Below are 22,151 nucleotides of genomic sequence, written 5' to 3' on the forward strand. Positions count from 1 at the left end.
GTAAATTCTATTGATGTAAAATAGAACGTAGTTGTTTATATATTATATAAATTGGAGGTATTTTTATGAATGTAGAGAACATAAAAAAAATAACAGTTGTTGGCGCAGGGGTAATGGGTAATGGAATTACTCAAGTTTGTGCTAGGAATGGCTTTAAGGTTATGATGGTAGATGTTAATGAAGAAGTTTTAAAAAATGCCTATAAGCAGATAAAGGATGGCCCTTTTGGGCTCTCAAGATTGGTTGAAAAGGGAAAGATTAAGAGTGATGAAATGGAACAAATTATAAATAATATAGAATCTACAACAGATCCAAGAGAAGCAGCTAAAGATGCAGACTTAGTTATAGAAGCTGTTTCTGAAAATCTTGAGCTAAAGAAAAAAATTTGGAACCAGTATGATGAGCTGTGCCCTGAAAAAACAATTTTTGCATCTAATACATCCACTATAATGATAACTGATCAGGCTGCTGCTACTGAGAGAGCTGATAGATTTATTGGAATGCATTGGTTTAATCCAGCTCCTGTTATGAAGTTAATAGAAGTTATACGTGGTGCGCTGACTTCTGATAGCACATTTAATTTTATTGTAGAATTTTCTAAAAAGTTAGGAAAAATTCCTGTTGAAGCAAGCGATAGTCCTGGCTTTTTTACATCCCGTTTTATTTCTGAGTTTATGATTCGTGGCGTAAGGATGTTTGAAGAGGGTATGGCTGGCATAAAGGAGATTGATACTATGTGTAAATTGGGCTTTGGTTTTCCTATGGGACCCTTTGAGCTTATGGATTTAACGGGTATTGATATTATAATGCATGCTGGGGAATATGTATATAGCATAACAGGTGATCCAAATGATAAAGCTCCTATAACATTAAGAAAATTGGTTACTGCAGGCTATATTGGAAAGAAACCTGGCAGTAGAGGTGGTTGGTATGATTTCTATAATATTAAATAGAATATTTAAGAATAATTTAATTTTTTTGATTTTTATTACTTGAAATAATTAATAATTTTAAGGAGATATAAAGATTGTGAGGTGAAATAATGGCGGGAATAGTTTCGTATGGAGCATATGTACCAATGTGGAGGATTGATAGGTCTAAATTATCCGAGATTACTGGTATACCCTCTCTTGGAGGCGAGAGGTCTGTGACTAGTTGGGATGAGGATAGCATATCAATGGCAGTTGAAGCTGGCCTTGACTGTCTTGGGGAGATTGATCCAAAAGAGATTGACGGATTATACTTTGCAACAGTTTCTTCCCCTCTTAAAGAAAAACAAGCATCCTCTATTATAGCTTCAGCACTAGATTTAAGGGAGAATGTATTTACTGGAGATATTACTACTTCAACAAAAGCTGGTGTTACAGCTGTAAAGATTGCAATAGATGCTGTTAATTCAGGAAATGCTAGCAAAGTTTTAGTTATTGCTTCAGAATCTAGACTGGCGGAACCTAAGTCTTTTTTTGAACAGATATATGGTGATGGTGCAACAGCACTATTGATAGGCAAAGATAATATTGTGGCTGAAATTGAAGGGTTTAATTCTATAAATAATGCTATACCAGGGGTTTGGCGTAGAGAAACAGATGTTTATCCAAAAGTATATGAACCAAAACTTGATAACCTTTATGGTTTTTTGAAAGATGTACCAGAGACTGTAAGTGGTCTTTTAAAGAAATGTAATATAGAGGCAAAAGATATCTCTAAAATTGCGCTCTATGCACCAGACCCAAGAGCTTATATGCGTTTTGGTAAAGCTTTGAATATAGATTTAATGACACAACTAGAAAATCCTCTATTTGAAAAGATTGGTATGACAGGTACACCTCACTGCCTTCTTCTTCTTGCTTTAGCTCTTGAAAAAGCTAAGCCAGATCAAAGGATTGTATGTATTGGTTATGGAGACGGGTGCGATGCTTTTTTGGTTAAAACAACTGATAAAATACTGAGCATAAAAGGAAAGAGCAAGATAAATGCTTATATATCTTCAAAAAGAATGCTGCCGACATATGGTAGATTTGCTGATTTCAAGGATCTATGGAAAATAGAAAGATCAGAAAATGCAAGGGCTTCAGTAGTAAAATATTGGAGAGACAGAAAAGGGGCATTACCCCTTTATGGGATGAGGTGTAAAAAATGTAATACATTGCAATATCCTATAAAGCGCTGTTGTATAATATGCAGTGAGAAGGATAATTTTGAAGAAGTAAAACTTTCAAGGAATGGAAAGGTTTTTTCTTATACCCATGACTATCTGTTGGGTTATGGGATTATTGCTAGCAATGGTTTAAATCCAGCAACACGTGTAATTGTTGATTTAGATGACGGTTGTAGATTGTTTATGGAAATGAGTGATCATGAGCTTGACGAAGTGGATGTTGGCATGGATATTAATTTAACTTTTAGATTATTTCATCAAAAGTCTGGTTTTCCATTTTATTATTGGAGAGTAAGGCCAGCAAGATAATGTAGCAAGGAGGAGATATGTCAGATAAAACAATTAGAGATAAAGTTGCAATAATAGGCACAGGTGTTACTAAGTTTGGTGAGATATGGGAGAGAGATGCAGCTAGCTTATTAGTTGATGCTGTTTATGAGGCCTGTAATGAAGCACATGTTAATTTGCATAAAGATGTTGAAGCTGCATGGATTGGAACGCTTTATGAATTTTCTGGAATGTCAGGTTTTGGTTTTGCTGATCCACTTAGTTTTTATGGAAAACCTGTAACTAGATGTGAAAATCAATGTTGTACAGGGATGGATGCTATAAAAAATGCCTCCTATGCAATTGCCTCTGGATTGTATGATATAGTTATTGCTTGTGGAGTGGAAAAAATATTGGATGAAGCAAGTACAGGATTGCCTAATATAGACATGCTTTGCCCTCATCCTGTGTTAGTAGCTCAATCAGCCCCAGCAATATTTGCGCCTTCTGCAATACGCGCATTTAAAGAGTGGGGCTGGAGCGAGGAAGATCTCGCGAGGGTTGCTATAAAAAATCATCATAATGGTGTAGTTCATCCAAAAGCTCATTTTAGAAGAGAGATAAATATTGATATAGCGCTAAATTCGCCAATGATTTCCTATCCCCTTAGACTGTTTGATTGTTGTGCAATGTCTGATGGTGCAGCAGCAGTTGTTTTAACAAGACCTGAGATAGCAAGGGATCTTGTTGGTGAAGGAAATTACGTTACTATTAAGGCAATAGGTCACGCAGTAGAAACGGGTATTCCATTTTATAGGCCCGATTGGACAGGACTTTCATATCCAGCAAATGTAAAGGCTGCTGAAATGGCTTATAGAGAAGCTGGTATTCAAAACCCACGCAAAGAGCTTGACTTTGGTATTGTACACGATTGTTTTACTATTACAGAATTGATAAACTATCAGGATATGAAGTTATGTGAGCAGGGTGAGGGTGCAGAGCTTATAAGAGAGGGAATTACTGCTATAGATGGTGAGTTTCCAATAAATCCAGATGGCGGCCTTAAATGTTTCGGTCATCCTATTGGTGCCACTGGTTGTAGAATGACTGTAGAATTAACAAGACAGATTTTAAATAGAGCAGAAGGACATCAATTAAAAGATGTAAAAGCTGGTTTTGCCCATAACTTGGGGGGTCCACTTTCAATTGCTATGGTTACAATAATAGGGACTCCAGATTGGGAGCCAGGAGGATAAAAGGAGGTTTAAATGGATTTTTCATTAACTGATGAACAAAATGTTATTAAAAATATGGGAGCAGATTTTGCTAAAAATGAGATAGCTCCTATAGCCGATGAAGCAGAAAAAACGGGTAAACCCCCATATGATGTTATATCAAAGATGGGTGAACTAGGTATGATGGGTGTTCCTTTCCCTGAAAAATATGGTGGTAGTGGTGGTGATTGGGTAAGCCAAATGATACTTGTAGAAGAACTTTCAAAAGGTGATCCTGGTATAGGCGGTATGCTTGATGTAACAAATATAGTAGCAGAAGAGTTGTATAGATTTGGTACAGAAGAACAGAAACAGAAGTGGTTAATTCCAATTGTAAAGGGTGAAAAAATAGGTGCATTTGCTCTTACTGAGCCAGAGGCAGGCTCTGATGCAGGAGCAACTAAAACCACTGCTGTATTAGACGGGGATAATTGGGTTATTAATGGCACAAAACAATTTATTACTAATATAGCGATGGATAATGCATCTATTGTTATTTTGACCGCTAAATGCCCTCAACTTGAGAATAAGCTAGGTAAGAAACGTGTGATAAACACCTTTATAGTCCCAAAGGGTACACCAGGTTTTAGTATTGCTACACACTGGGACAAACTTGCATGGAAGTGGTTGCCTTCTGTCGAATTGAGTTTTGATAATTGTAGGATTCCCAAAGATTATATTTTAGGTGAGGAAGGTAGGGGGTTTGCTCAACATTTAGAAGTGTTACAAACCGGACGTATTTTTGTTGCTGCAATAGCAGTAGGTGTAGCAAGAGCTTGCTATGAAGATGCGTTATCTTACGCCAAGGAAAGACATCAATTTGGACAGCCTATTTATAATTTTCAATCAATATCCTTTAAGCTTGCAGATATGTCTATGCATATTGAGCTAGCTAGGCAAATGTATTTAAAAGCTGCTTGGTTAAAAGATAAGGGCAAGTCATATACTATGGAAGCATCATATGCTAAATTATTTGCTTCAGAGATGGCGGAAAAGGTAGCAAGTGATGCTGTACAAATTCATGGTGGTTATGGACTTATGTCTGACTTCCCTGTTTCTCGCTTTTATGCAGCAGCTAAAGTATTGCAAATAGTAGAGGGGACATCAGAAGTCCAAAGACTTGTTATAAGTCGATTTTTATAAATTTAATTATACAGGATATAACATATATAAAAAATAATATTATATATTTTATATAAAATATAACAATTTATAGATTATAAATTTTTTATTTAGTTTATAAGCGCAAGATAATAAATAATTAAAAATTAATTTAAAATAATATACTATATTACAGTTCTATAATAGAGTATAACAATGTACAAATACATTTAATTATTTTATATGATCATATAATATTTTCTTGATATATTATTTTTTTGTTGATACAATATAAAATAGCGTTTATATTATTAATGAAAATTAATAATAATAAGGAGGTATAAAATGAATGATAAAATCATAAAAGGAGCACCTTCTACATCAAATGATGATTACCAGTTAAATACCATAACACTCCTCAGGCATGCTGCAAGGAGTTATCCAGAACAGGAAGTAGTTTCTAGAAAAAACGATGGGAATCTTTTTAGATATAATTATGGAGAGTGTTATGATAGGGTCAAAAGACTTGCAAATGCATTGACTGAACTCGGTGTTAAGCCAGGGGATAGGATTGGAGTGATGGAATGGAATACCCATCGTTTTTGTGAGCTCTATTTTGCCATATCAGGTATAGGTGCTGTGCTTCTTCAGTTGAATCCAAGAATTTCTGCTGACTATCTTACCTATGTGATAAATCATAGCGATGCCAAATTTATATGTGTCTCAGACTTCTTATTGGCTTCTTTGTTTGAAAATATAGCTCCTAATCTCAAAGGTGTACAAGGGTACATAATATTAAGTGATTTTACAGAAAAAAGTACGTTAAAACTTTCACCCCAATATGACTATGAAAAACTTATTGAAGATGCTTCTAAAGAATATGAGTGGATAATGATAGATGAACGTTCTGCTTATAGTGCATGTTATACTACAGGTACAACGGGCAAACCCAAAGGGGTTTATTATTCTCACCGTAATATATATCTGCATACTTACGCTGTCGCCACAGCATTACAGGTAGGAATAGAAGATGTGATAATGCAAATTACGCCAATGTTTCATGCGCAGGGATGGGGGTTCTTCTATGTAGGACCTTTAACAGGCGCTAAATTGGTATTTCCAGGGGCGTATACTCTTGAAACCCTTGACCCACTTGCAGATTTACTAGTTTCAGAAAAGGTGACAGTAACTTGTGGTGCTCCAGCAATCTTTATGCCTATGCTCTATCACATCCAGAAATTACCAAAGAAGCCTGATCTTACAGGTCTTCGCATGGCTTCGGGGGCTAGTGAACCACCACTTGCAATGATGAAAGGTTTTTGGGAATTAGGTAAGGCAGAGGTTATACATGCCTATGGTTCTACTGAAACCACACCTCTTGTAACAGGTAATATCCTTAAACCCTCTTTAAAAAATCTATCTGAAAAAGAAAAATGGGAGCTTAAAAAGAAACAAGGGCTTATTGTTGTGGGTGTAGATGTTAAATTAGTAGGGATAGATGGTAAAGAGGTGCCGCATGATGGAAAAAGTGTTGGTGAATTGTGGATAAAGGGACCATGGATTGCAAAGGAGTATTACAAAGATGAAAGAAGTGAGGAATCTTTTCAGGATGGATATTGGAAGAGTGGTGATATGGCTACTATTGATAAGAACGGATATGTTAAGATTGTAGATCGATTAAAGGATGTAATTAAAAGTGGTGGTGAGTGGATCTCTTCTGTTGATTTAGAAAATACATTAATGGGACATCCTATGGTTTATGAGGCTGCTGTTGTAGGTGTTCCTCATCCAAAATGGGAGGAGAGACCATTGGCATTAGTAGTATTAACAGAGGAAGGGAAAAAGAGTCTTAAAAAGGAAGATTTATACACATTCCTTATGGAAGAGGGATCTTTTGCTAAATGGCAATTACCCGATGATATAATTTTTGTCGATGAGATTCCTAAGACAAGTGTGGGGAAGATTGCCAAGAAAGATATAAAGGGAAAATATAAGGATGTTTATATAAAAGGAGATAAAGAATGAGAGAAAATGTAGATAGTATTGGGGATAGCCTTACCCTTACAGCAGGCAAGTACCCCAATAAGATTGCGCTGATAAACTTTGGTGGCTCTAGGTTTACGTACAGCGAATTTAATGAGAGAGTAAATAGGCTCGCTAATTCGCTTATTGATCTGGGCATTGGGAAGGGTGATAAAGTTGCCTATCTTTTTTATAATGGCAACAAGTTTTTGGAGGCGCACTACGCTGTAGCTAAGTTGGGAGCAGTAGGAGTTCCTCTAAATACCAGACTTGTAGGGCGTGAACTTTCATATCAGATAGATAATGCTGATGTGATCTGTGTTCTATACGGTAATGAATTTAATGATACAATAAATTCAATTAAAGGAAATCTTTCGAAGGTAAAACACTTCATCTCTGATGGCAATGAGAGAGAAGGCGTACTTAACTATGATGAGCTTATTAGTGATGGCAATTCGAAAGAACCTGAGGTTAAGGTGTCCCTTTATGATGAAAACCTGATCCTTTACACTGCAGGGACAACAGGCCTACCTAAGGGTGCTATTTTGACACATAGAAACAGTTTGTTTAATGGTTATACGATGCTTATGGATTACCACTTGACGCACGATGATATTGCTCAAGTGGTGCCACCTCTTTATCATTCTGCATCACTTAACGCTTTTGCTGTGCCCACAGTGATTATGGGGGGCACAATGGTTATTCATAATCCAATGTCTCTAAAAGAGATCTTTCAGGCAATAGAAGAGGAAAAGGTTACTGTTACATGGGGACCTGCGACACTGTGGCGAATGTTAATTAGTGATCCTGCTATTAAGGAGTATGATCTTAGTAGTGTTCGTCTTATTGCTAATGGCGCAATGTACATGCCTGCTAGTATGCGTAAAGAACTGTTGTCTTATTTTCCAAATGCTGAGATAGGAGATACCTATGGCATGACAGAGTCCTCTCCTTGTACGACTATATTACCTCCAAAAGATGCATTAAGAAAATCATCCTCCGTTGGGATTCCATTAACAGTCTGTGATGTGAAGATCTTTAATGAAGAAGGTGAAGAACTTCCAGTTGGTGAAATAGGGGAGATTGTTAATAGAGGTAATTTTATGAAAGGTTACTATAAAAACCCAGAGGCCACAGCGGAAGTCATAAAAAATGGATGGTTCTATACGGGCGATCTCGGCATGAAAGACGAGGAGGGTTTTATATATTTAGTAGACAGAAAAAAGGATATGATTGTCTCAGGTGGAGAGAATGTTTACTCTAAAGAGGTGGAAGAAGTTATCTCCACACACCCCAAAGTCTTTGAGGTGGCAGTAATTGGTCTACCCGATGAAAAATGGGGTGAGGTTGTAACAGCTGTAATTACACCAAAGCCTGGAGAAAAGATCACTGAAGAGGAAATTATTGAATATAGTAAGAAAAATTTGGCAGGCTATAAATGTCCAAAGATAGTTAAATTCGTCGATAATATCCCAAAAAATCCAGCTGGCAAGATTGTGAAGTCAGAACTGAAGAGATTATATGAGAAGCAAAGTAAACGTTAATTCTAATAAGTCTAAAACTGGTAAAAAATATGAAGATGAAGAAAGAAGGGTATAAGAAAGATATAGAAGAAACATATGAGAGATGGAAGAATGAATCCTGAGATTTAAACTTATGTTAAATAGCCCAATAAAAAATGGGGTATAATAATTAAAATTGAATATTTTTAAATTAACTATACGTCACAAAAATCAAAAAAAAGAGCTTATGAGGTATAAGTTATGGGCAATGTTATCTATGAGAAGATGGAAGGTACAGCTATTATAAGGCTCAATAGGCCAGAAAAAAAGAATGCTTTAAATCTAGAATTAATAGAAAACTTAGGCAAGGTTTTAAAAAATGCAGAAGAGGATAAAGAGGTTAGAGTTGTAGTAATTACTGGAAGTGGGAACAATTTTTCATCTGGTGCTGACCTAACGGATCCCACTACTATCGATATGATGAAACAGGAATTCTCTCAATCTTCTACCATGATTAGGCTTATAAACTTGGAAAAACCAACAATAGCCGCCGTGGATGGATATGCATTGGGACATGGTGCTGAATATATGTTGATGTGTGACATTGTTATAGCGTCAGATAGAGCAATTATAGGGTTTATAGGACCTCAACGTGGGGTAGTATGCCCTTATGCTATGATTAGGCTAGGAGATGAGATAGGTAGATCAAAAGCAAAGGAACTCATATGGACGTGTGATCGTATATCTGCAAGTACAGCATTAGAGATAGGGTTGATAAATAAGGTTGTTCTCCAAGAAGAACTTATGAATGAGGTCTTATCCTTTGCTAAAAAACTGATAAAGTCTTCGCCAACCGCTATTAAATTGATAAAAAAAGCAATAAACAGGGGTTTGAACGATTATAAATATGCTAAAGATTTGTTTGATGAATCTTTAGAGAGCAAAGATTTTATAGAGGGGGTAACATCATTTATGGAGAGAAGAGATCCAAAATGGATTCTTTAATTTTATAAAATTTAACTTAGAGATAAAATAAATAAAAAATAAGGGGGCTATAAATGAAAAGTATAGGGATATTTATGTAAAAGGAGATAAAAAATGAGAGGTAAATCAGATAGAAATATTATAAGTACGTTGAAAGCTCTACCAACCTTATTGAGGATGGAGCAAACTTATGGGCTCTTGATGGTAATAATGAGACAATGGGGAGTTGTAAATGTTCTTCCTATATTATTAAAAACAATTACAAAATCTGGATTAATAAATAGCGTAAAAAATCTACTTAATCTTAGACTGGATAAGATCATGCCCTATCTCCTTCTATCAATGTGGGAAAGATTTGGAGAGAGAGAGGCATTTGTTTGTATTAGGTCTGATGGAGAGAAAAGATATACATTTAAAGAATATAAAGATCGAACACTAAGGTTAGCAAATGGATTGCAGAGAATGGGTTTGAAACCTGGAGATAAGGTTGCCATAATGTTATACAATGGAAATGAATACATGGAATCGATGTTTGGATCGTGGTTTATCGGGTGTGTAACTCCGCTTGTAAATTGGCACTTCAGGGGAGAAGAATTAGTAAAAATGCTGAACATAAGAAAGCCCAATATTCTCATACTCGAGGATGAATTTGCAGAAAGGATTAATGAGGTAAAAGATAGACTAGAGGGGATAGAACAGTATATTGTAGTTGGAGGGAAAAGGGAAGGGATGCTATCATACGAGGAGTTGATCAAAGAATCTCCAGCAAGTGAGCCAAAGATAGACTTTACAATAGGAATAAATCCATATACAGGTGGAACAACAGGAGTGCCAAAAAGTGTTGGGACTTTTGGTGGATTCGGCTATATTATCAGTGATAAATTTCAAAAACCACATGGTGCATCATGGGTAGAATCTTTAATATTTGCAGTTAAGCTTCTTGCAACTCATTATTATTGGGGTTGTGCTGGTTTTAAGATGAAAGGTATGACTCCCGGCCCACTCTATCATGGTACTCCGATATACTTCACATTAACGACTTTTCTTTTAGGTGGTAGTTACGTATTTAGATGGAAATATGAACCAGAAGAATGTTTAAGGATTATCGAGAAGGAGAAGATAAACTATATACACTGCGCTCCTGTTCATGTGCAGAGAATAATAATGTTGCCTAATGATATAAAGAGAAAGTATGATTTAAGCTCAATGAGAACAATAGTAACTGCTGCTGCACCATGCCCACTAGCTATCAAAAAAGCAATCAATGATTTATTTATGCAGCAAGGATGCGCTAGTCCAGTTTATAGCGAGTACTACTCCTCTGTCGAGATGATGATGCCTATAACAATATTAAGACAGAAAGATTATATTGAAAAACCGAAACGTTTAGATAGTGTGGGGAAGAATCATAGAGGTGGTGATGTGAAAATCTTTGATGAAACATATAAAGAATGTCCGCCAAACAAAGAAGGGATAGTTCATACAAGAAGTCTTGGTACAGTTTCTCTTAACTATCCTGGAATGGAAGATTTATTAAAGGAAAACATTCATATTATAGATGGTGTTGAATGGTATAATGATTTTTTGTATGGATGCCTAGATGAAGACGATTTTTTATATCTAACAGGGAGAGAAAAGGAGATGATAATCGTTGGTGGAGTAAATGTATTCCCAAATGAGATTGAAGCAGCAATTATAAAACATCCAAAAGTCTATGAAGCTGTTGTGATCAGATATCCAGATAAGGATTTGGGAGAGGTTCCAATGGCTGTTATTCAACTGAAAGAGGGAGAAAGAATGAATAAAGATGAAATAATAGAGCATTGCAAAAAAGAAGGCTTATATGGTTTTAAAATTCCTAAAGTGGTTGAATTTGTAAAAGAAATTCCAAAAACTGCTCATGGAAAGACGTTAAAAAGAGAATTAGAGAAAAAATACTGGGAAGATAGGGGAATAAAAAGAAGAGGGTAAATATAATTTTTAGTATTTTTTAGTTAATATTAGGGGGATTTGATATGGATTTTCAGCTAAATGAAGACCAAAAACTATTTAGGGATAGTATTCGAGAATTTTTGGAGAAAGAGATACTTCCAATAGAAAAAGAAAAAGAACCATTGGGCAAACCATTGACACACGATGAAGTGGTAAATGTTGTAAAGAAATTCAGAAAGGTAGGTATCAGTTCGGATATCGATGATATAAAGTGGATTGCAAGTGATTTGACACTTTTTGGGATTTTATCAGAGGAGATGGGACGAGTGGCTCCAGGTACGTGTACACCCTTGATATATTCTATTGCAATTCCAGCATTGATCCAGTTTCTACCAGATGGAATGGAGATAAAAGAGAGGCTCCTTCCGAAGATAAAGAGGTCAGAGATCTTGGCAACATATTCTTTGACTGAACCAAATGCTGGTTCAGATAATAAGGCCATGACGACAACAGCTGTTTTAGATGGAGACGAGTATGTTATCAACGGTCGCAAAACATGGGCAACGGTTGGCCCAATCTCAGATCTATGTCTATTAGTTGCGAAGAATGAAAAGGGAGAACAGGAGATGTTTCTTATCGATAGAGAGCGGTCTCCATATGAATCTAGTGAACTGGGTCACATGGGAATTCGAACATGTTCTACTGGAGAGCTTTTCTTTGATGACTGCCGTGTTCCAAAGGAGAATAATCTGACAAATATAATGACTAAGATGTTGTCGAGTGATAAGACCAAGATATCATCAAGGATGTTGAATTTATTTTCAACGATAACACCTGTATCTCTTGTATTAGCAGTACTAAGGACAGGAATGGCAATGTTATCAACAGGTATCTCTCAAGCATGTCTCGAGGCATCAGTAAATTATGCAAAGGAAAGGGTGCAGTTTGGAAGACCAATCGGTAAGTTCCAGCTGATTCAGGAGATGATCTATAAGATTGCAACGATAACTGAGACGTCGCGCCTTCTTGGATATAAGGCATTGAATCTTTTATCTAGAGGGGATACGGAGTTTCGTAAAGCATCTTCGATGGCTAAGGCATATGCCTGCAAAGAGGTGGTTAAGGCAGCATCTTATGCAATAGAGATCCACGGTGGGATAGGTCTCTCAGATGAATTACCGGTAGAAAAATACTTTAGGGATGCAAGAATGATGTCTATCCCAGATGGTACGACTAATATAAACAAATTGATTGTGGGGCGTGAGATTCTTGGACCAGGATTCTCTGCATATGTATAAAGGAGAGTTAAATATAAGGCATTAGGGAAGATTCCGATGGTTCTGATCAAGCTAAGAAAGAAGTGATAAAAAATATAAGAAAGATATAGAAGAAACATATGAGAGATGGAAGAATGAATTAGGAGGTAAAAGATGATTTTAGTAAGCCAAGAACAGATAAAAAAATATGAAGATGAAGGGGTTTGGATAAAGAAGACCTTGTTGGATACCTTTAAGGAGAATGTACGAGAAAATCCTGATAGGTTGGCATTAATAGATCCACCAAACAAGGAGCAACTAGTAGGACTAAAACCAGAAAGGCTTACCTACCAAGAATTAGATAAGGCTATAGATGCAGTAGCTACAGCGTTGTTAGATAGGGGTGTAAAAAAAGATGATATTATAGTAGCACAATTGCCAAATATCTGTGAGTTGGCTATGCTCTATCTTGCAGTCTCTAGAGCAGGGGGAATTCTTTCTCCTTTACCTGTACAATGGAGGGAGAAAGAGTTGAGGTATATACTCAATCTAACAAAGTCAAGGTATTTCATATCTGTAGAAGAATTTCATAGATTCAAACATCTTGAGATGGGAAAGAAATTGCAATCTGTAACTAATCTTCAGCATTTAATCTCCTTAGAAGAGCTAAAAAATATGACTAAGGGGCAAGTAAAAAAAGATGAGCTTAATAGGATAAAAATAGATGCAAATGACGTGTTTAATATCGAGTGGACATCTGGTACTGAGGCAGAACCAAAAGGTTGCCCCATGAGTCACAACAATTGGAGATATGCATGCAATGGAGTTTCAAAGGCATGTCTACTGGAAAAGGGTGATACTATACTCTGCCTTGCTCCACTAGTAAACATGACAGCTATTGGTGTAAATTTTATGCCTTGGCTAGCAGTGTCCGGCACCTTTGTTTTGCATCATCCAATTGACCCAGTGGTTCTCATTAAACAAATAATAGAAGAAAAAGTTAATTTTACTATTGTAGTTCCAGCGATTTTAAATGGAATCTTAAAGCACCCCGATGTTGATAAATTTGATTTTAGCAGTATAAGATCTTTGGCTAGTGGTTCAGCTCCTCTTTCGCTTTTTGCTTTAAAGGAATTTAAGAGAAGATGGGGGATAGAGTTGATAAATATATGGGGGCAGAACGAAGGGACAGGCACTGTTAGCGGACCACTTACTACCCCAGAACTAGAAAAGAGAGTGGATATGTTTCCTCGATTTACAAAGAAGATAAAGTGGGGTATTGATCCCGTAATAGATGCAACTGAGACAAAAATTGTTGATACAGTAACTGGAGAAGAGTTATCAAATCCTGGCGATGTAGGCGAATTGCTCTGGAAAGGACCCTTTACAATTCCTTGCTACTTTAATCAGCCTGATTTCACTGAGAAAGCCTTTGAACCTGATGGTTTCTTCCATACAGGCGACCTATTCATGATTAGGGATGATAGATATATGAGCTTCTTTGATCGTAAGAAAGATATAATTATCCGTGGTGGTTTTAACATTAGCGCACAGGAGGTAGAGAATATTTTATTGGAGTATCCAAAAATACAAGATGTTGCAGCTATCCCTATGCCTGATGAGATAATGGGTGAAAAAGTATGTGTCTATGTGGTGCCCAAGGGTGGTGAGACGATTACTTTAGAAGAGATAACCTCTTTTATGAAAGAACAAGGGGTTACAACATATAAGTTGCCAGAAAGGTTAGAGATTATAGATGAGATACCAAGAAATCCTGTTGGTAAGATCCTCAAACAAAGATTAAAGGAAGATATAAGGAGAAGATTAGCTAAAAAATGATTTTGGAAAAAGATGTATAAATGAATAGTTTAAATGAGAATTTAGTAAGGAGAGCTGTTTTGGGGGATGGATTAAGGAGGTCTTCTTTGAGATATCCTAACAAGGATGCCCTCATTTACTATTACTCTGATGGAAAAAATGTGAGGTATACATATAAGCGATTAAATGAAAAAGTAAATAGAGTTGCAAATGGTTTATTAAATAGGGGTGTAGGCAAGGGAGACAAGATTTCTGTTATATCTCATAATTCTCCAGAGGTGGTTGTATTAAGTTATGCTCTTTTAAAAATTGGCGCTTTATATACTCCTTTGAATTTTATGCTTGGAGCTTCTGATATCGAAAGATTAATTAATTTTTCTGGTGCTAAACTTTTCTTTTTTGTCTGTCTTTTTTATTCTTAGCCATTTTAAATGGCCATAAGCTTAATGTGCTGATGTTGGAATGATGAAAAGATTCACCTAAGAACCTTGTAAACACATCAGATATTCCGGTTCTCCTCAATCTTTTTTAAAATATATCAATCAACTGATCTCTTTAGTTTTATATATGGCTTCTGATAGCTCAATCCTATCTTCCTCAATATTCTGGAGATGTACTCAAAGTGTATTTCACATCTAATTCTTTTTTTTTATCAAATCTCTTGTTTTTATCGATATACTTCAACCTGCCTCGATATTTCTTACCTCCTATTATTCAAAAAGTGAGGAGATTGCCAGGATTTGTATAATGATAATAGCGTGGGGATAGCACTGGGATTTAACAAATATATTAATGGAAATAGCCCCTTGACAGGACAAACTTATTGTGATAAATAATTATATAAATTTATTTACAAATTTGAGCTGTATTATGAAGTTACATTATAGAGTGTCAAGCGCGAGTGAATATAGAAAGTAAGACCAATATGCGTGTATTGCTTATTAACACTCCCTATGCTTTAGAGGAGAATATAGTTCCTCCACTCTCGCTTGCTTACCTTGCTGGTACTCTAGAGAGGGAGGGTATTGAGGTTCAAATTCTCGATTTCCTGGTTTCCCGCTACAGTTTATCTAAGCTAAGACAAAAACTTTCTGAATATAAGCCCCATCTTGTCGGTGCTACCTGTACTACCCTTACTTATAAGGTTGCCTCTAGGATACTAAAAGCATGCAAGGACTTCGATTTAGATATAGTAACGGTTATTGGTGGTCCCCACGTTAGTTTTATGATTGATGATACACTTATTAGCGCTCCCTGGATCGATGTGGTTGCTATTGGCGAGGGCGACAGGACCCTGGTAGAATTGGTCAGGGTGATAGAGGGAAGCAGAGATCTTCGCAAAGTGGATGGCATTGCCTTTAGAGAGGAAGGAGTGGTTGTGAGAACAGATCCGCGACCTTATATTGAGGACCTTGATAAATTGCCACTGCCAGCACGATACCTTCTGCCAATGGCCAAGTATAGGGCGTTGGGATGTTCTATTACTATGATTACAAGTCGGGGATGTCCCTATAATTGTATTTTTTGCTCAGCGAATGCGATGTTTGGCAAAAGAGTACGTTTCCGTGACCCAGGGCTAGTAGTGGATGAGATCGAAATGCTCGATCGCGATTTTGATTTCTTGCAGATAAACATAGTGGATGACACATTTACGGCGAACCATAAACACGCTGGTCAGGTGTGTGAGGAAATTTTAAGACGTAACATCAGGACTAAATGGAGTGCTTATGCACGGGTAGATACCATGACTAAAGAATTGGCAGAGTTAATGAAACGGGCTGGTTGCACCTGGGTAGTTTTCGGAGTTGAATCTGCTGATGAGGGTATACTTAAAACTATAAAAAAAGGGATCACCCTTGATAAGGTAAGGTCTGGGGTAAAAATAGCCACTGAAGCTGGGATTAAGGTCTTTAATTCATTCATATTTGGACTTCCTGGGGAAACCCCTGATACTGCTCGCAAGTCTATGTCCTTTGCTAAAGAGCTTGAATACAAATATGGTGCGAGTTTTGGTTTCCATATACTGGCACCCATGCCGGGAACGGTTATATATGAAAGGGCTAAGGAATATGGTATTCGTTTTCTAACACGAAACTGGGAACACTATGATGCCAATCGGGTTGTAACTGAGATACCTACCATTAGCGTGCAGATGGTTAATGAGGCTATGGCTATATATAATCAGAATGTGGAAATTGCCCAGCAGGAAATTAAACGCCGAGCTAAGGAGGGAGATTCCGATTACATCGCCATGGTTTTGGGTCAGGAGAAGCAGGAATTCATCTGGAATCTTATTAAGCATGATGTGCTTGATGGTTTGGGAAAGATAACTTTAGCCAAAGAGTTCGATTTAAGTGAGGCTGAGGCGGAATTGTCCAGGCGGATATCGCTGAAACTGAAAAGACCGATTGAAATTGTCCAACGTCAGATATCTGAGTTGTTGAAAGAAGGCCTTTTGCAGTTGCAGCCAGACGGCGACGGGCTGAAGTGGCTTTGGAGTGATGGCAGGCGGCCTGGGTTGCATTAGAACTTTATTTACGCTATAGAAGTGTGAAATTAATCACTCTGAGTTGTAACGGGTATATACTTCCTTTTTATAAAACTGATTTTATAGAGGGAATTACCCTCAATTAACTTCAAATTTTATAGATGCATACTCACTAATATAGCCCTAGTTTTATCCTTAGCAAAATGGTTCCTTCATGCTATTCACTTGTCAGGCTTATTCTAAGTAGATTGCATTCTGTAAAAAACTCAATCCTAATATATAATAGCTACCAAATGTACTGTTGTTGAGCTTTATTGGCATATAGCTTATAATTTAAAGCAACTTCTCACTATTTTGTAACTTGAGACTGCACAGTTTATTGATTGGTTTGCTTATTGCTATTTATCCCAACGGACTTTCACTTCTTTAAAGATATCTACTGAGATATTTTTAATACCATAGATATATCTTAGAGAGCATATCAAAAGAAAGTTTATCTATATTACTTAAATCTTTAATCTACAGTAATTTAAAAGAGACTTGTAACTCCTAATAAAATGTTAAAAATAAAAAATATCTCCAAAGGATCCTCTATAGTTTTATACTATTGTAGACAAAATTTATGGCCTTAATAATTAATAAATAAATATAAATTTTTATAACTTTATAATTTACTTACCTATAATTATATCATAAAATAATCTTTCTAACAAATTAAAAAGGAGGATAAATATGGATTTTTTAAAATCCAACGATGCGCTTGGAACAGTGAACAGAGGAAATCCAACTGAGTCAGGTCTGTGTACGCTATGTATGGCTGACTGTAAGGGAAAATGTGAAACATGGCTCTCCAGCATTAGGGGGAGAAAGATGCTTTATCCAAGAGATTTTGGAGAGAGTACAGCAGGAAGCTCGAACACTAATTATCTTGGAGCTTCATATTCTAACCTACGCATCCAGGGATATTTATACGGTGCAAAGGGTATTCCAGAAGGACTGACAAATAATCCGGATGATTGTATTTTTCCCAACACATCTACTGAGACAGAATTTGGGTTTAAAATAAAAACTAAGGTTAAGGTTCCTTTTATAACAGGAGCACTGGGATCAACATTTGTTGCTGAGAAATACTGGAACCCAATGGCTATTGGCGCTGCTCTTGTTGGTTTTCCAATTGTTATAGGAGAAAATGTTGTTGGTGTTGATCAAAAATCAAAAATTTCAAATGGCAGAGTAACCGAAGCCCCTGAACTGGATAGGAGAATAAATTCGTTTTTGAGATATTATGATGGTTATGGGGCGATTATTGTTCAGATGAATGTGGAAGATACAAGAAACGGTGTTGCTGAGTATTTGATAGAAAAATTCGGCAACAAGGTAATTCTTGAATTAAAATGGGGGCAGGGTGCTAAATGTATAGGCGGAGAAATACAGGTTACAGATTTGGATTATGCAATTTTTTTAAAAAACAGAGGTTATATTGTTGACCCTGATCCAACTAAAAAAGAAAATCAGGAGGCTTTTTATAAGCATGCAATCACAAGCTTTGCTAGACACAGCAGGCTTGGCTTTACTGATATGAACAATCCCGATGAAGTACATGATTTTTTTATGAATGAAGTGGAAAGACTGAGAAACCTTGGTTTTGAAAGAATTACTTTAAAAACTGGAGCATATGGAATGGCAGAACTTGCTATGGCTATAAAGCTTGCCACAGAAGCAAATCTAGATCTGCTAACTATAGACGGTTCTGGTGGTGGTACAGGCATGAGTCCTTGGAATATGATGGAGAATTGGGGTGTACCCTCTCTACACTTACATTCAAAAGCTTTCGAGTATGCGAAAATTATAAAGGAGAAAACAGGAAAAGTTGTTGACTTGGCTTTTGGAGGTGGTTTTGCAAGAGAAGACCAAATTTTTAAAGCACTTGCATTGGGGGCTCCTTTTACAAAATTGGTGTGCATGGGGCGTTCTATGATGATACCCGCTTTTCTTGGATCAAATATTGAAGGTGCTATCTATAAAAACAGAAAAAATAGAGTATTTGGCCACTGGGAAAAACTACCGTCTTCCATTACACAGTTTGGAGCATATCCGGAGGAAATTTTTGCCAATTATTATGAGGTGGAAGAAAAAGTAGGTAGAGAGGAAATGAAAAATATTCCCTTTGGGGCAATCGGAGTATGGACCCTATGTGATAAACTGAAAGGAGGAATTCAGCAATTTATGTCTGGGGCAAGGAAGTTCAATCTGTCAGAACTCAGCAGAAAAGATATTATGTCAGGTAATAGAGAAACAGCGGAAATAACAGGGATACCTATAATGACTGAATTAAATGATGATAAAGCTAAAGAAATCTTGAATTCCTGATCTGATGCGCAAAGCTCTTCATGGGCTTTGCCCCTGATTAAAAGAATAGATTAACACACTATTATTTCTTTTAACTACTTTAGCCTTATTTAGGCTGTTATTAACTATATCTGTTAGGCATGATAAACTGGTGGAAAATTTTTACACTATAGTAGAAAAAACGCATCTAGTGGAAAAATATCAACTTTATTATATAAGGATCTTCTTAAAAATTTTTAAGTTAAGCTATAAGAAAAAATCACAATGTTCTAAGTTTTTAAAATAGAAATATTTTGAAATTCTTTTTGAGTATAATTTCGGTTTATGACAGACATCTGATGCCTGTCTGTTTCGAGCAAGAATGTATTCTTGTTTAGCTTGATAAGGCATATATGTAGTATGCCTTGCCTTTCTTTAATGATAAATAGTTATCAATTTGTTTGCCTATCTTTTTTTGTGTTATATATAGATTATAGATAAAACCTGATATAAGTGTATCACCAACCAGAATATAGCCATTAATTTTATCATCCTTTAAATATATTTTTCTAAAGATATTATTATTTTGATAAGCAATGACTTCACCTTCGAATATCCCCGCAGATATAATTGGGAAATCAATATGTTTTTTTAAAACATTTGTATTGATAGATCCTCTAAAAATATTTTTATTAAATAGTATATTATAAGCTGCGCCTCTAGCTTGAATTCTTGCGTTAGGATATGTTGCGTAAATACCGTGAGAGCCTGTAATCAAATGTTTTGTTAAGGCAACATCCCCAGCTACATATATACTATCATCATATTTAAGTGAATCATCTACCTTGATACCCCCTTCTATACCCAATAGTTCAGAATTTGGTCTTACCCCAATTGTAATTATTAAAAGGTCAATATTCATAAATGTATTATCGCTTAATAAGACTCCTGTGATTTTTCCGTCTTTACTATATATATCTTTTACAACTTTTTTTAATATAATATTAATACCAGTTTTTTCTCTTAATCTCTCAGTAGCAAATACACCTCCTTCAATATCTGTCATTTGGGATAAGACTCTGTTGTTTCTATGGACAAGAGTAACATTTAATCTACGTTTCCATAAGGAAAGGGCTGCATCTACCCCTATAAAGCCACCACCAAAAACTAAAGCATTTTTTACCTTTTCTTTTTTAATATACTTATCAATTGATATTATATCTGTTAGATTTTTAAATCCAAATACACCATTTGTTTTTAGCCACTCTTCTTGAGGGAAGAAACTTCTAGACCCTGGTGCAAATAACAATTTATCGTAAGGGATATGTCTTCCTTTTTGAGTATTTACAACTTTTTTATTGGTATCAATATTAATTACTGCATCATTTAGGATAGCTTTAATATTATATCTTTTAAAAAAATCTCTTCTTTTCCAAAAAACAGTCTCAAGTGGTTCTCCTGAAATAAAAAAGGGTATTGAACATGGTGAATAGGGGATAAAAGGTTCATTTGAAACCATAGTGATATTCTTTTTAAAACCATTTTCTCTTAATGTTGTAACAAATTCAGCAGCTGCCATACCGCAGCCTACTGTAACTATTTCCATTTTAACCTGCCACTTTTTTTCTAAGCTCCTTATATTGTCTAATATTTTCAGGCTCCTTAGGGGCTCCTAAAAGAAATGCCTTTAGATCTTTTTTCTCTTTTTTTGTAACATATTCTCTAGCCTCTTTAAATACTAGTGCATTTGTCTTGCAAGATTCAACACATGCTGGTAGTTTACCCTTTTTTATTCTACCTGTACAAAAATCACATTTAACTGCGTAATCTCGGTTAAATGGTGAGTTATAAGTTTTTTTAAAGATAATAGCATCAAATGGGCAGGTCATTGCGCACATTGCACAAGCTTTGCACATATAAGGATCAACTATAACAGCATCAGTTTCCTCATCCCTTTTTAATGCTCCTGATGGACATGCATCTATACAATATGCAGGATTGCAGTGCCTACATGAGGAAGCAAAATTTATATAGTCAATTGCTATTACCCGAACGTTACTAAAAGCTTTGCTATCCCCTACTAAGGTATAAATAGATTTATCAGGATGATGCTCTACAGCACATGCTATTTCACAGGCTTTACACCCGACACATCTTTCATAATCTATAAATATTTTTTTCATGAAATTCCTCCTGATTTTTAATGAGATTATTATCTCTCATAACTATTTCACTTAGTTTATTTATCGACTCTCCTACTTCTTTTATTTTCATAAGATTAGCTATGTTTAATTCTTCGTTTTCTACCTCTTCTATATAGGGTATCTTTATAATAGAGTTAAAATCGTCTTTTAAATTTAAACCTAAAAAGTGCGATGTCTCCTCTAGTTTTTTTATATGTTTATCTTTGAATTTGTTTAATACTAGATATATTTCTTTTATTCCTAACTCCCTAGATAGTTTTTGTATATGCTTTGCAACATCTAGTGCATTAAAAGATGGATCTGCAACAATAAAACATTTATCAAAACCTTTTGCGATTGCTCTTCCAAAATGTTCCACACCTGCCTGTGTATCCATAACAATATATTGGCCTTTCATTAGAGATATATGCCTAACAACCTTATCTAATAATGCGTTTTCAGGGCATAAACAACCTGCAGCTGCTTTTTTTACAGTCCCCATAACAAGTATTCCCAAATTATTATTAACTTTTATACCAAATCTTTCTACAACATCGCCTACATCTGGATTTAGCTTAAAGAAGGCTCCCCAACTTTTACCAGGTCTTGCGCCTGTTTTTTCTTCTATATAATCATCTGCCTTGTTTAGTGGTATAATTTCCTTTATTTTATCGTGAGGAAGTCCCAATGTGTATGGAAGATTCATTTGAGGGTCAGCATCTAGTGCTAAAACTGAACACCCCGAATTTGCAAGAACTAAAGACAGCAAGCTTGTTATTGTGCTTTTCCCTACCCCACCTTTACCGGTTACAACTATTTTTTTCCCATTATTTTCCAT

Annotated in this window: 16 protein-coding genes; 13 read left to right on the plus strand and 3 right to left on the minus strand. The window is 35.9% G+C overall.

The genetic code is table 11. The annotated features are described in order from the left end of the window. Positions 1–65 precede the first annotated feature (65 nt). The 13 genes from SVN78_00720 to SVN78_00780 all read left to right on the plus strand — a co-directional run bounded on the left by SVN78_00720 (position 66) and on the right by SVN78_00780 (position 19,172). On the plus strand, positions 66–953 hold the full coding sequence (locus tag SVN78_00720; GenBank protein ID MDY6820128.1) for a 3-hydroxyacyl-CoA dehydrogenase NAD-binding domain-containing protein: 888 nt from the start codon (positions 66–68) through the stop codon (positions 951–953). Positions 954–1,042: 89 nt separating this feature from the next. Continuing rightward, on the plus strand, positions 1,043–2,467 hold the full coding sequence (locus SVN78_00725) for a hypothetical protein (protein MDY6820129.1): 1,425 nt from the start codon (positions 1,043–1,045) through the stop codon (positions 2,465–2,467). A gap of 17 nt (positions 2,468–2,484) precedes the next feature. After that, complete coding sequence (locus SVN78_00730; protein ID MDY6820130.1) at positions 2,485–3,681, plus strand: acetyl-CoA acetyltransferase; 1,197 nt, start codon at positions 2,485–2,487, stop codon at positions 3,679–3,681. 12 nt (positions 3,682–3,693) lie between these two features. Next, positions 3,694–4,842 carry an acyl-CoA dehydrogenase family protein gene (locus tag SVN78_00735; GenBank protein MDY6820131.1) on the plus strand — a complete coding sequence of 383 codons (1,149 nt, stop codon included), beginning with the start codon at positions 3,694–3,696 and terminating at the stop codon, positions 4,840–4,842. A 303-nt stretch (positions 4,843–5,145) separates the two neighbouring features. Continuing rightward, entirely contained in the window at positions 5,146–6,825 is a 1,680-nt protein-coding gene (locus tag SVN78_00740; protein ID MDY6820132.1) for a long-chain-fatty-acid--CoA ligase, read from the plus strand. After that, complete coding sequence (locus SVN78_00745; protein ID MDY6820133.1) at positions 6,822–8,366, plus strand: long-chain fatty acid--CoA ligase; 1,545 nt, start codon at positions 6,822–6,824, stop codon at positions 8,364–8,366. The genes SVN78_00740 and SVN78_00745 overlap by 4 nt, the downstream gene beginning before the upstream one ends. A gap of 219 nt (positions 8,367–8,585) precedes the next feature. Next, positions 8,586–9,329: an enoyl-CoA hydratase/isomerase family protein gene (locus tag SVN78_00750; GenBank protein ID MDY6820134.1), complete on the plus strand. Its 744-nt coding sequence runs from the start codon at positions 8,586–8,588 to the stop codon at positions 9,327–9,329. 321 nt (positions 9,330–9,650) lie between these two features. Continuing rightward, positions 9,651–11,279, plus strand: a complete 1,629-nt coding sequence (locus SVN78_00755; protein MDY6820135.1) for an AMP-binding protein — start codon at positions 9,651–9,653, stop codon at positions 11,277–11,279. Positions 11,280–11,323: 44 nt separating this feature from the next. After that, a complete protein-coding gene (locus tag SVN78_00760; protein ID MDY6820136.1) occupies positions 11,324–12,538 on the plus strand; it encodes an acyl-CoA dehydrogenase family protein in 1,215 nt (404 codons plus the stop codon). Positions 12,539–12,670: 132 nt separating this feature from the next. After that, on the plus strand, positions 12,671–14,335 hold the full coding sequence (locus SVN78_00765) for a class I adenylate-forming enzyme family protein (protein MDY6820137.1): 1,665 nt from the start codon (positions 12,671–12,673) through the stop codon (positions 14,333–14,335). Between the two features lie 20 nt (positions 14,336–14,355). Next, complete coding sequence (locus SVN78_00770) at positions 14,356–14,736, plus strand: AMP-binding protein (protein ID MDY6820138.1); 381 nt, start codon at positions 14,356–14,358, stop codon at positions 14,734–14,736. A 503-nt stretch (positions 14,737–15,239) separates the two neighbouring features. Next, positions 15,240–16,841, plus strand: coding sequence for a radical SAM protein (locus tag SVN78_00775; protein MDY6820139.1), 1,602 nt, complete (start codon positions 15,240–15,242; stop codon positions 16,839–16,841). A 693-nt stretch (positions 16,842–17,534) separates the two neighbouring features. Then, positions 17,535–19,172: a glutamate synthase-related protein gene (locus SVN78_00780; GenBank protein MDY6820140.1), complete on the plus strand. Its 1,638-nt coding sequence runs from the start codon at positions 17,535–17,537 to the stop codon at positions 19,170–19,172. A gap of 352 nt (positions 19,173–19,524) precedes the next feature. On the opposite strand, the gene SVN78_00785 is transcribed toward SVN78_00780, so the two are convergent. Genes SVN78_00785 through SVN78_00795 form a run of 3 tightly spaced genes read right to left on the minus strand, consistent with a single transcriptional unit; the run spans position 19,525 to position 22,151 of the window. Further along, complete coding sequence (locus SVN78_00785; protein ID MDY6820141.1) at positions 19,525–20,736, minus strand: FAD-dependent oxidoreductase; 1,212 nt, start codon at positions 20,734–20,736, stop codon at positions 19,525–19,527. Position 20,737: 1 nt separating this feature from the next. Then, a complete protein-coding gene (locus SVN78_00790; GenBank protein MDY6820142.1) occupies positions 20,738–21,313 on the minus strand; it encodes a 4Fe-4S dicluster domain-containing protein in 576 nt (191 codons plus the stop codon). Then, complete coding sequence (locus SVN78_00795) at positions 21,288–22,151, minus strand: AAA family ATPase (GenBank protein ID MDY6820143.1); 864 nt, start codon at positions 22,149–22,151, stop codon at positions 21,288–21,290. Before SVN78_00795 ends, SVN78_00790 begins: the two co-directional genes overlap by 26 nt.

Source organism: Deferribacterota bacterium (assembly GCA_034189185.1).
In the GTDB taxonomy this organism is placed as follows: Bacteria; Chrysiogenota; Deferribacteres; order Deferribacterales; family UBA228; genus UBA228.

Coding starts and splice junctions, on each gene's coding strand:
- SVN78_00720 (MDY6820128.1), top strand. CDS start 66: ATGAATGTAGAGAACATAAAAAAAATAACAGTTGTTGGCGCAGGGGTA.
- SVN78_00725 (MDY6820129.1), top strand. CDS start 1,043: ATGGCGGGAATAGTTTCGTATGGAGCATATGTACCAATGTGGAGGATT.
- SVN78_00730 (MDY6820130.1), top strand. CDS start 2,485: ATGTCAGATAAAACAATTAGAGATAAAGTTGCAATAATAGGCACAGGT.
- SVN78_00735 (MDY6820131.1), top strand. CDS start 3,694: ATGGATTTTTCATTAACTGATGAACAAAATGTTATTAAAAATATGGGA.
- SVN78_00740 (MDY6820132.1), top strand. CDS start 5,146: ATGAATGATAAAATCATAAAAGGAGCACCTTCTACATCAAATGATGAT.
- SVN78_00745 (MDY6820133.1), top strand. CDS start 6,822: ATGAGAGAAAATGTAGATAGTATTGGGGATAGCCTTACCCTTACAGCA.
- SVN78_00750 (MDY6820134.1), top strand. CDS start 8,586: ATGGGCAATGTTATCTATGAGAAGATGGAAGGTACAGCTATTATAAGG.
- SVN78_00755 (MDY6820135.1), top strand. CDS start 9,651: ATGTGGGAAAGATTTGGAGAGAGAGAGGCATTTGTTTGTATTAGGTCT.
- SVN78_00760 (MDY6820136.1), top strand. CDS start 11,324: ATGGATTTTCAGCTAAATGAAGACCAAAAACTATTTAGGGATAGTATT.
- SVN78_00765 (MDY6820137.1), top strand. CDS start 12,671: ATGATTTTAGTAAGCCAAGAACAGATAAAAAAATATGAAGATGAAGGG.
- SVN78_00770 (MDY6820138.1), top strand. CDS start 14,356: ATGAATAGTTTAAATGAGAATTTAGTAAGGAGAGCTGTTTTGGGGGAT.
- SVN78_00775 (MDY6820139.1), top strand. CDS start 15,240: ATGCGTGTATTGCTTATTAACACTCCCTATGCTTTAGAGGAGAATATA.
- SVN78_00780 (MDY6820140.1), top strand. CDS start 17,535: ATGGATTTTTTAAAATCCAACGATGCGCTTGGAACAGTGAACAGAGGA.
- SVN78_00785 (MDY6820141.1), bottom strand. CDS start 20,736: ATGGAAATAGTTACAGTAGGCTGCGGTATGGCAGCTGCTGAATTTGTT.
- SVN78_00790 (MDY6820142.1), bottom strand. CDS start 21,313: ATGAAAAAAATATTTATAGATTATGAAAGATGTGTCGGGTGTAAAGCC.
- SVN78_00795 (MDY6820143.1), bottom strand. CDS start 22,151: ATGGAAAATAATGGGAAAAAAATAGTTGTAACCGGTAAAGGTGGGGTA.